Raw genomic sequence first — 7,352 nt, forward strand, 5'->3', positions numbered from 1 at the left:
GATTGGTACCATCCACAAGAATTATTTCGTTGGATCCGTGATGATCGTTATAACGATGAATATGATTTATCTCAAACAAATAAACAGCCTGCGTATTCTAAGGCGCCAGTGAGACAAGAGCAGTTACCAAATTGGAATGGGATGCAAGAAGACGTGCCTCTTTCTGACAAAGAACAAGCGAAGTTAGAACGGCAAATGCAAGAACTATTAGGAGGATGAAAACATGGATGAATTAGTTAAACTAGTGGAAGAATGGGCAAGAGAAAAAAATTTAGATATCGCAGAGCCTGAGAAACAAATGCTAAAAGTGGTTGAAGAAGTCGGAGAAGTCGCAGCAGCATTAGCAAGAAATAATAAAAATGATTTAAGGGATGGTATCGGTGATGTTGTTGTGACACTAGTTATTCTCGCTATTCAAAATGATATGGATTTATACGAATGTCTGAACCAAGCGTATAACGAGATTAAAGATCGTAAGGGAAAAAATGTCAATGGTGTGTTCGTTAAGGAGAGTGATTTGAATGATAAATAATGTGGTATTAGTCGGAAGATTGACAAAAGATCCTGATTTACGCTACACCGCAAGTGGTTCTGCAGTTGGAAGCTTTACTCTTGCTGTGAACCGTAACTTTACAAACCAAAACGGCGAACGAGAAGCGGATTTTATCAACTGTGTAATTTGGCGTAAGCCTGCTGAAACAATGGCTAATTATGCTCGTAAAGGAACATTATTAGGAGTTGTTGGCAGAATTCAAACTCGTAATTATGACAACCAACAAGGCCAACGTGTCTATGTGACTGAAGTTATTTGCGAGAGTTTCCAATTATTAGAGGCAAAAAGCGCCAATGAGAATAGAAATAGCATTCAGAGTTCACAGAATAGCGTTACAGGCGTTCAAAATAATTTCGAGAGTAATTATGCTGCGAATCAAAACAAAGGCTTAAATCAGCAAAATAACAGCCAACAAATATCGTTTGGTGGAGATGTAGATCCGTTCGCAGGTGCAGGTAATTCAATCGACATTAGCGATGATGATCTGCCGTTCTAGGAGGTTAACGAAATGAAAAGTGTAATTTTTGAAGATATAGCACGTATTCAAGCTGAAAAAAAGCAAAAGCGAAAAGAAATGCTTAAGTTAATGAATGAAAACCCAGACTGGTATATACATCCAAAAAGCATGGTCTATCGTCAAATTAAAATGCTTGGTAAGGAGATTGGTGAGCAAACAATGGATAAATCTAAACCAATCAACTCAATTGATAAAGACAAGTTCACCATTCAAGAATATTTGTATTTGCAGTGGATTGGTTATTCAGTGAATGCAATCATAGAAGCGTTAGGAATGCCTAGAAACAAATTCTGGGAATACAAAGCTGAACATTTAAATTAGATTTATGAAATGAAAGTGAGTGTTCATTTTGCTTGAGATTTATTATACGCCAACATCCGCTATTATTGCGGATGCATTGGCTAAAACATATGAAGTCGTTTCTTTAGAAACAGCTAGAAATATTGCGAAGAAATTTAAGGCTAGTTTAAAGCAGAAAACGGACCTTTATGTGATTGAGGGAATTTTGATTGATGCTGGTTATAAAAAAGAGCCAGTGAATTTATAGAAAGGAGTGGAGTTTGCGGCCGCATAAAAAGCTTTTTGCTCCTTTAAAAACGATGAAATTAACAACAGAAAAAATAAATGAACTGCTAGGTGTTGATGATGCCTACAAAGCGCCAGAAGCGCTCATGAATATATTGAAAAATAAAGATACAGCTAGAAACCTGTTTGATAACTTTCTAGCCATCGAAACAGATTTAAGCTTCGATTGGTTTCACGAATATTTTCAAGAAGAACATGCTGATCGAAAACAAAAGAAACAAGACTTCACGCCAAACTTTGTTGGAAAAGTGTTGTCATTGATTTTAGACCATTCAGAGTCAACGTTAGATGTTGCTGCTGGCACTGGCGGATTAACGATAAAAAAATGGTGGAATGATGGACAACCAACAAACAACGAGTATCTTTGCGAAGAGCTATCAGATAGAGCAGTACCATTCTTGCTATTCAATTTAATGATTAGGGGCATGAAAGCTCAAGTGATTCACGGTGATAGTCTGAGCGGTGTGACGAAAAAAGTATACAAAATTTCGGATTACGAATTAACAGAAATAAACGAAGAATTAGCAATTGAAAAGGTAGATGCTGTAATTTCGAATCCGCCCTACTCAGCAAAATGGGATGCTAGTCCAACGTTGCTCGATGATCCAAGATTTAGTCATTACGAAAAGTTAGCACCAAAAACAAAAGCAGATTTTGCATTCTTGCTACATGGTTTTTATCGTTTAAAAGATTCAGGAACTATGGCGATTGTCTTGCCACATGGAGTTCTTTTCCGTGGCGCTGCCGAAGGTGTTATTCGTAAAAAATTATTAGAAGATGGCAGTATTGATGCAGTTATTGGATTACCTGCTAACTTATTCTTTGGCACGTCAATACCAACAGTCGTAATTGTTTTAAAGAAAAATAGACAAACACGCGATGTCATGTTTATCGATTCCAGCAAAGAATTTGAAAAAGGCAAAAATCAAAACTCTTTATCAGACGATCATATCAATAAAATTATTAACACATATAAAGAACGAAAAGACATCGAGAAATATGCTCATTTAGCTAGCTATGATGAAATAACAGAAAATGACTTTAACTTGAATATACCAAGATTTGTAGACACATTCGAAGAAGAAGAGCCAATCAATCCATTCGAGTTATTAGCAGATATAAGAAAAACGAATGAAGAGCTAGCTAAAGCAGAAAAAGAACTTGTCTCAATGCTAGATGAGTTAGTCGTTGATACTGATGAATCAAGAGCGTTAATTCAAGCAACAAAAGAGGTGTTAGAAAATGGCTAAAAAATCAAAACAAACAGAAAGAACTTTTGCTAGTTATTATGCTGAATGGATTGCAACTTACAAAGAAGGTGCGATTGCAGAAATATCAGTAGACAAGTATTACCGTGCTTTAGATTTTATTTTACAAACAATACCGTCATTAAAAATAAAGGATTTAGATAGACGTGCCTATCAAAATGTTTTGAATGAGTACGCAAAAACACACGAGCGACAAACAACAATGGATTTCCACCATCAAGTGAAATCATGCATCCAAGACATTTTCCATGATGGGTTGATAGAAAGAGATCCAACGTATAAAGCAGTAATAAAAGGACGTCCACCAGTTCGAAAGAAAAAGAAAAAATTTCTACAGAAAGAAGAACTAAGAAAGCTTATAAGTTCATTGGACTTAAGTCCCGAAATTAGTATTGACTGGTTTATTTTAATTATAGCAAAAACGGGTCTGCGTTACGCAGAAGCATTAGCTTTAACGCCAGCGGATTTTGATTGGTCAGCTCGCACACTAAGAGTAAACAAGACATGGAACTACAAAAGCACCCAAGGCGGCTTTAAGAGTACGAAAACAACGAGTTCAGAAAGAACAATTAGCATAGATTTTCAAATTGTTGGTCAGTTTCAACTAGTGATTAAAGATTTGCCAGCAAATGAACCGATTTTCGTTGAAAAGTTTGAAGATGGTTCTTATAAAAGACAATTCAATTCAACTTACAACCATTTTCTAGTGAGCGAATGCAAACACTTAGGGATAACACCTATCAGCTTACATGGATTACGTCACACGCATGCAAGTGTACTGCTTGCTGCTGGAGTATCAATCCATAGTATTTCTGCTCGTTTAGGCCATGCGAATATAGGTGTTACGCAAGAAACTTATGCACACGTATTGGACGAGTTACAAAGAAAAGACGATGAAAAAATGATGGGCGCATTAATGCAGTTAGCTTAGTGAGGTGAGTGAATATATGGCTAAAAAATGGACAGAGGATGACGACATTTATTTAGAATATTTTGTTTTTGAAGGCGACACTTTAGTAGAAGAAGCTGCTGATTTTTTAGGTAGAAGCTTTGGTGCTGTTTGTACGAGGCTAACAGAATTGAGAAAAAAAGACCCAGAAGTGCGTTATTTAAAGCGTCGTTGGTCTAAAAAAGAAGATGATTTTCTACGTAGAAACTACAGGTCTATATCAACAAATGATTTAGCATTAGCATTAAATAGAACTACTGAAGCAGTTAAATCTAGAAGAGCATTTCTCGGTTTGACTTTGATACGACCAATAACGCCAAGAAAAGAAGAGATACTTGAATTGATTAAGAAAGGTTATTACAGACCACAAATAGCAAAAGCTCTCAATATAGATGAAAAATCACTTAGTAAATTTTTAAAGATAAACAATATATATTGTCCAGCTGTACCTTATGAAAAACGAACAAAAGAAGCAAAAAAATATATTTACAAACAATACAGATAAAAACATATCGCAATCACAGCTAGATGCTGAAAGACGCCTTCGAAAAAATAAATAATAGAAGGAGGTGAGGGGTTTCTTCTCTTACCACCGGGACAGCAAGCAAATAACTCAGCTCAGCTTCTACTTTTATATTTTTGAACAGGCGGTTCCAAGATATAAAAACCTAGAGGGCAGCTAGCGAGCATGCCGGATAGTGTGCCATGACCTAGTCTTTCAGCATCTAGCTGTGATTGCGATATAAGATTCTGTTTAGAAAGCGAGTGAAGAAGATGATTCCAAAGTTTAGAGCTCATATCCGTTTTAAGCATCCAATATAGGGGATTGTTCAGAAAGTCTATGACAACTCGATACTCGGTAAAATAACTGTTGTTCATCGGGAAGACAAGGAAAATATAAGTGATAGTAACAATCAAATGATTATCAGTAAAAAATATGTACTGAACCAAATTAAGACTAAAAAAGTAGAGGAGTTTTTGAACATGAGAAAAAATTACAGATTGATTTACAAACAGTGTTTCATGGGTGAAGAATTGCAGGACACAATTATGAAATACAACAAGACAATTGCTGAGATGGAGCAATCAGTAAATGACTTGTACAGCGATCCTCATGTGTTTAGTGTTCGCTATGAAGAGGTGCAAAATGATACCGAAGTATAGAGCAAGAGATGAACGAGGAAACTGGCATGTTGGACTTCTAACTTTTATGTTTGGTCAATATGCTATCGTAAATGAATCAGATGAAAATACGGTTTATTTGATTGATAAGGAAACTATTGGGCAATCCATTGGATTAAGAGACAAGAACGGAGTTGAAATTTTTGAGGGGGATTTAGTCGAACATGATGACAATATAAATGGCACGTGGGAAACGTTTGAAGCTTGCGAAATTGTTTACGATGTAGACTATGCGCAATTTTGTTTTAAGAACGATGCTAGCAACTTCCTATCATATTACAGAAATTTATGTATTATCGGAAATATACACGAAAATCCAGAATGATTGGAGGGAACAGAATGAGTAAACAAGAACTAGTAGATAAAAACGAAGTATTAAGTATTTGGCATAATTATTGGAAATCAGATAAATTAGCTTATGAAGCAGAGGACGAGTTAAGAGAGCTAAAAACGATAATATGTATTACAGAACTCAACGAAAATCAGCAGATTGTGCTGGATTGGTTGAAAGATCGATTTAATGAAACTGAAATTAAAGCATCTTGTACAGGTTACCTTTGGAAATTACATCAAAGTTATATCGATGATGAAGCTGATGAAGCAGGTATAGCTTATGAAAAACTAAGTTATAAAGAAGAAGCCGAAATGGTACGAGTATTTGCAGAATGGTTTGAACAGGAGAGAAATTAAATGGCTTATGAAAAATTACGCTTTGGTAACAGCGTCAGTAAGTGGAGATATTTATCTTAGTGAAACAAAAGACGGCTTGATGGACATAAATTATCGTCGAGTAATTACAGATGAGGCTATTCAAGCAGTGACAGACTGGTTTTTTGTAAATAAAAGAAAGACAGTCCGATTTAAAGGTATTGATGGCAAAGAGCATAGCTTATTTTATACATCTGATAAAGAAAAAGCAAAAAAAATTCTAGCTATTTTAGAGGAGGAACAACAATGAATAAACAAGAAATGATTGAGAAATGGGAAAGCAAGAAAGGTGCGTCTGCATACAAACTAATCGAATCACCATTAGCATTGACTAAGCGTGAAATTTATGTTGCAGGATATGGTGTTGCTCGAAAGGAAATCCTAGATGATCTAAAACAATTAGACGAACCTAAAAAAGTCGTATTTTCACATGAAGAGAAATTCGTGGCAGATTGGCTTGATGGTTTAAAGGGTAGAATTAGTGATAAAAAACTAAGCTCTGGTGCTGCATTTATGGTATTCGTTGGTCAACAGTTAGAATGCTTATATTATAACGAATATACATTGATAACTGACGATGTTGAGGGTTGGCTTTTACATCCAGAAAATAAAGTAAAACTATTGAATGCGATTGATAACGGCTACGAAGTCGAGAAAGAGCAATTGTATTATGTTTTTGACACGACAACAAAACAATATTTAGGTGTAGATAAAGTTTTAAACAAAGCATTCTGGTTATCGTCTCAGAACAGCGGAGCAAGAACACCGCTAACAGAACAAGAAATCAAATCAATTGATGAACGTTACTGGCCGTTTGCTGTGAAAGTTGATGGTGAATAGATGAAACGCAACTGGAAAAGAGCAATAAATAAATTTAGTGGCATTGCAATAATGATTCTTGTAGCAAAAGCAACCGTGAGCCATTTCGTGTACGGCAATGACATAACAAGTAGTGACCTAGTTTATTTCCTTTCATGCTCGTTTATTTTGGGATTAGGGCTATATTTAGGAGGTTCCAGCGTATGAGTTATCCAGAATTATATATACTGGGACGTCAAGTAGACGGCGTTTATGTTGAGTACCTGCATGGATCAGAGCAAGCCGATTTATTTTTCGATTATACGATTGCTCACGATGAAAGAAATCATATGAATAAAACCAATACAAAAGATGGCGAATGGAAAATTTAAAAATACGGGAGGCCAATTACATTGGAGTTTTAACTTATTGCAACTTTTTTACAATAACTAGCTGATTTTTTGCAAACAAAAAGCCAGCCGACCAATGGCTGACTAATGTGGTAGTTAGCACTTTTCCCAAGTAAAGTGCTAATAGTGCCAACAAATAAGGTTGACATTGTGTCTCTGGTGGAGACAGGAACTATCGATAACTGTTTTCCGCCAGTTATCATAGAAAAGGAGAAATTTATTTCAGAAATAAAATCCCCAAGAAAGTTAATATGATTATATCATGAGTAAATGTATTTGAAAATACTATCTCATAGTACGTATTGTAAAAAGTTTATTTAGTAGAAAATAAAAAAAGCCAGATTGCTCCGGCTGTGAGAAATATTTTCGACATAGTTATTAT

General features: G+C 35.5%; 13 protein-coding genes and 1 pseudogene. All 14 read left to right on the plus strand.

The window, feature by feature from the left end:
* Positions 1-219, plus strand: a pseudogene (locus tag KQI94_RS14860) (helix-turn-helix domain-containing protein); the annotation flags it as partial.
* 4 nt (positions 220-223) lie between these two features.
* On the plus strand, positions 224-532 hold the full coding sequence (locus KQI94_RS14865; protein WP_010822654.1) for a MazG-like family protein: 309 nt from the start codon (positions 224-226) through the stop codon (positions 530-532).
* Positions 522-1,049 carry a single-stranded DNA-binding protein gene (gene ssb, locus KQI94_RS14870; RefSeq protein WP_174087326.1) on the plus strand — a complete coding sequence of 176 codons (528 nt, stop codon included), beginning with the start codon at positions 522-524 and terminating at the stop codon, positions 1,047-1,049. The genes KQI94_RS14865 and ssb overlap by 11 nt, the downstream gene beginning before the upstream one ends.
* A gap of 12 nt (positions 1,050-1,061) precedes the next feature.
* Positions 1,062-1,391 (plus strand): hypothetical protein, encoded by a 330-nt coding sequence (locus KQI94_RS14875; RefSeq protein WP_049097668.1) that lies wholly within the window; start codon positions 1,062-1,064, stop codon positions 1,389-1,391.
* Positions 1,392-1,410: 19 nt separating this feature from the next.
* Positions 1,411-1,617: a hypothetical protein gene (locus KQI94_RS14880; RefSeq protein WP_002395701.1), complete on the plus strand. Its 207-nt coding sequence runs from the start codon at positions 1,411-1,413 to the stop codon at positions 1,615-1,617.
* Positions 1,618-1,630: 13 nt separating this feature from the next.
* Positions 1,631-2,905: an N-6 DNA methylase gene (locus KQI94_RS14885; RefSeq protein WP_253296182.1), complete on the plus strand. Its 1,275-nt coding sequence runs from the start codon at positions 1,631-1,633 to the stop codon at positions 2,903-2,905.
* Positions 2,898-3,854: a site-specific integrase gene (locus tag KQI94_RS14890; RefSeq protein ID WP_010712228.1), complete on the plus strand. Its 957-nt coding sequence runs from the start codon at positions 2,898-2,900 to the stop codon at positions 3,852-3,854. Before KQI94_RS14885 ends, KQI94_RS14890 begins: the two co-directional genes overlap by 8 nt.
* Before the next feature lie 16 nt (positions 3,855-3,870).
* A complete protein-coding gene (locus KQI94_RS14895) occupies positions 3,871-4,377 on the plus strand; it encodes a hypothetical protein (RefSeq protein WP_010712229.1) in 507 nt (168 codons plus the stop codon).
* A 497-nt stretch (positions 4,378-4,874) separates the two neighbouring features.
* Positions 4,875-5,036, plus strand: coding sequence for a hypothetical protein (locus tag KQI94_RS14900; protein ID WP_179114997.1), 162 nt, complete (start codon positions 4,875-4,877; stop codon positions 5,034-5,036).
* On the plus strand, positions 5,020-5,379 hold the full coding sequence (locus KQI94_RS14905) for a YopX family protein (RefSeq protein WP_010712231.1): 360 nt from the start codon (positions 5,020-5,022) through the stop codon (positions 5,377-5,379). The genes KQI94_RS14900 and KQI94_RS14905 overlap by 17 nt, the downstream gene beginning before the upstream one ends.
* A gap of 14 nt (positions 5,380-5,393) precedes the next feature.
* On the plus strand, positions 5,394-5,744 hold the full coding sequence (locus KQI94_RS14910; RefSeq protein WP_010712232.1) for a hypothetical protein: 351 nt from the start codon (positions 5,394-5,396) through the stop codon (positions 5,742-5,744).
* A gap of 7 nt (positions 5,745-5,751) precedes the next feature.
* Positions 5,752-6,012 (plus strand): hypothetical protein, encoded by a 261-nt coding sequence (locus tag KQI94_RS14915; RefSeq protein WP_174087325.1) that lies wholly within the window; start codon positions 5,752-5,754, stop codon positions 6,010-6,012.
* Positions 6,009-6,602, plus strand: a complete 594-nt coding sequence (locus KQI94_RS14920; protein ID WP_010712234.1) for a DUF1642 domain-containing protein — start codon at positions 6,009-6,011, stop codon at positions 6,600-6,602. Before KQI94_RS14915 ends, KQI94_RS14920 begins: the two co-directional genes overlap by 4 nt.
* 134 nt (positions 6,603-6,736) lie before the next feature.
* A complete protein-coding gene (locus KQI94_RS14925) occupies positions 6,737-6,952 on the plus strand; it encodes a hypothetical protein (protein WP_029658421.1) in 216 nt (71 codons plus the stop codon).
* Positions 6,953-7,352 lie beyond the last annotated feature (400 nt).

The sequence above is a fragment of the Enterococcus sp. S183_ASV_20 genome (genome assembly GCF_018919685.1).
Classification (GTDB): domain Bacteria; phylum Bacillota; class Bacilli; order Lactobacillales; family Enterococcaceae; genus Enterococcus; species Enterococcus faecalis.

Bases quoted from the DNA above. Each gene is read 5' to 3' on its own strand.
- KQI94_RS14910 (WP_010712232.1), top strand. From the start codon at position 5,394: ATGAGTAAACAAGAACTAGTAGATAAAAACGAAGTATTAAGTATTTGG.
- KQI94_RS14925 (WP_029658421.1), top strand. From the start codon at position 6,737: ATGCTCGTTTATTTTGGGATTAGGGCTATATTTAGGAGGTTCCAGCGT.
- KQI94_RS14905 (WP_010712231.1), top strand. From the start codon at position 5,020: ATGATACCGAAGTATAGAGCAAGAGATGAACGAGGAAACTGGCATGTT.
- KQI94_RS14895 (WP_010712229.1), top strand. From the start codon at position 3,871: ATGGCTAAAAAATGGACAGAGGATGACGACATTTATTTAGAATATTTT.
- ssb (WP_174087326.1), top strand. From the start codon at position 522: ATGATAAATAATGTGGTATTAGTCGGAAGATTGACAAAAGATCCTGAT.
- KQI94_RS14890 (WP_010712228.1), top strand. From the start codon at position 2,898: ATGGCTAAAAAATCAAAACAAACAGAAAGAACTTTTGCTAGTTATTAT.
- KQI94_RS14915 (WP_174087325.1), top strand. From the start codon at position 5,752: ATGAAAAATTACGCTTTGGTAACAGCGTCAGTAAGTGGAGATATTTAT.
- KQI94_RS14865 (WP_010822654.1), top strand. From the start codon at position 224: ATGGATGAATTAGTTAAACTAGTGGAAGAATGGGCAAGAGAAAAAAAT.
- KQI94_RS14920 (WP_010712234.1), top strand. From the start codon at position 6,009: ATGAATAAACAAGAAATGATTGAGAAATGGGAAAGCAAGAAAGGTGCG.
- KQI94_RS14875 (WP_049097668.1), top strand. From the start codon at position 1,062: ATGAAAAGTGTAATTTTTGAAGATATAGCACGTATTCAAGCTGAAAAA.